Origin of the sequence: Priestia sp. SIMBA_032, assembly GCF_046535215.1 — a bacterium.
Taxonomy (GTDB): domain Bacteria; phylum Bacillota; class Bacilli; order Bacillales; family Bacillaceae_H; genus Priestia; species Priestia aryabhattai.
On sequence record NZ_JAWRXD010000846.1, the window covers coordinates 1 to 264 of the forward strand.

Sequence of the window (264 nt, forward strand, 5' to 3'; positions counted from 1 at the left end):
GTGACGGCCTGGGTCCCGCTGGGCGCCGTCCCGGCGGAGGACGGGCCGCTGTTCCTGGTCGAGGGCTCGCACCGCTTCGACGATCTGACCGGCCCGCTGCGCGGCCTCGACGTGGACGCCGAGGGCGCGCCGCCCGGCTCCCTCGATCTCGACCCGGTCGCCCTGGCGGCCGAGCGCGGGGCCCGGCTGCTGACGGCGGATTTCCGCGCCGGCGACGTGGTGCTGTTCGGCATGTTCATGCTGCATGCCTCGTTCGACAACGCC

General features: G+C 75.0%; 1 protein-coding gene. It reads left to right on the plus strand.

The window, feature by feature from the left end:
- Positions 1 to 264, plus strand: a 264-nt coding sequence (locus tag SB717_RS36735) for a phytanoyl-CoA dioxygenase family protein (protein ID WP_410907997.1), incomplete at both ends; no start/stop codon positions are given.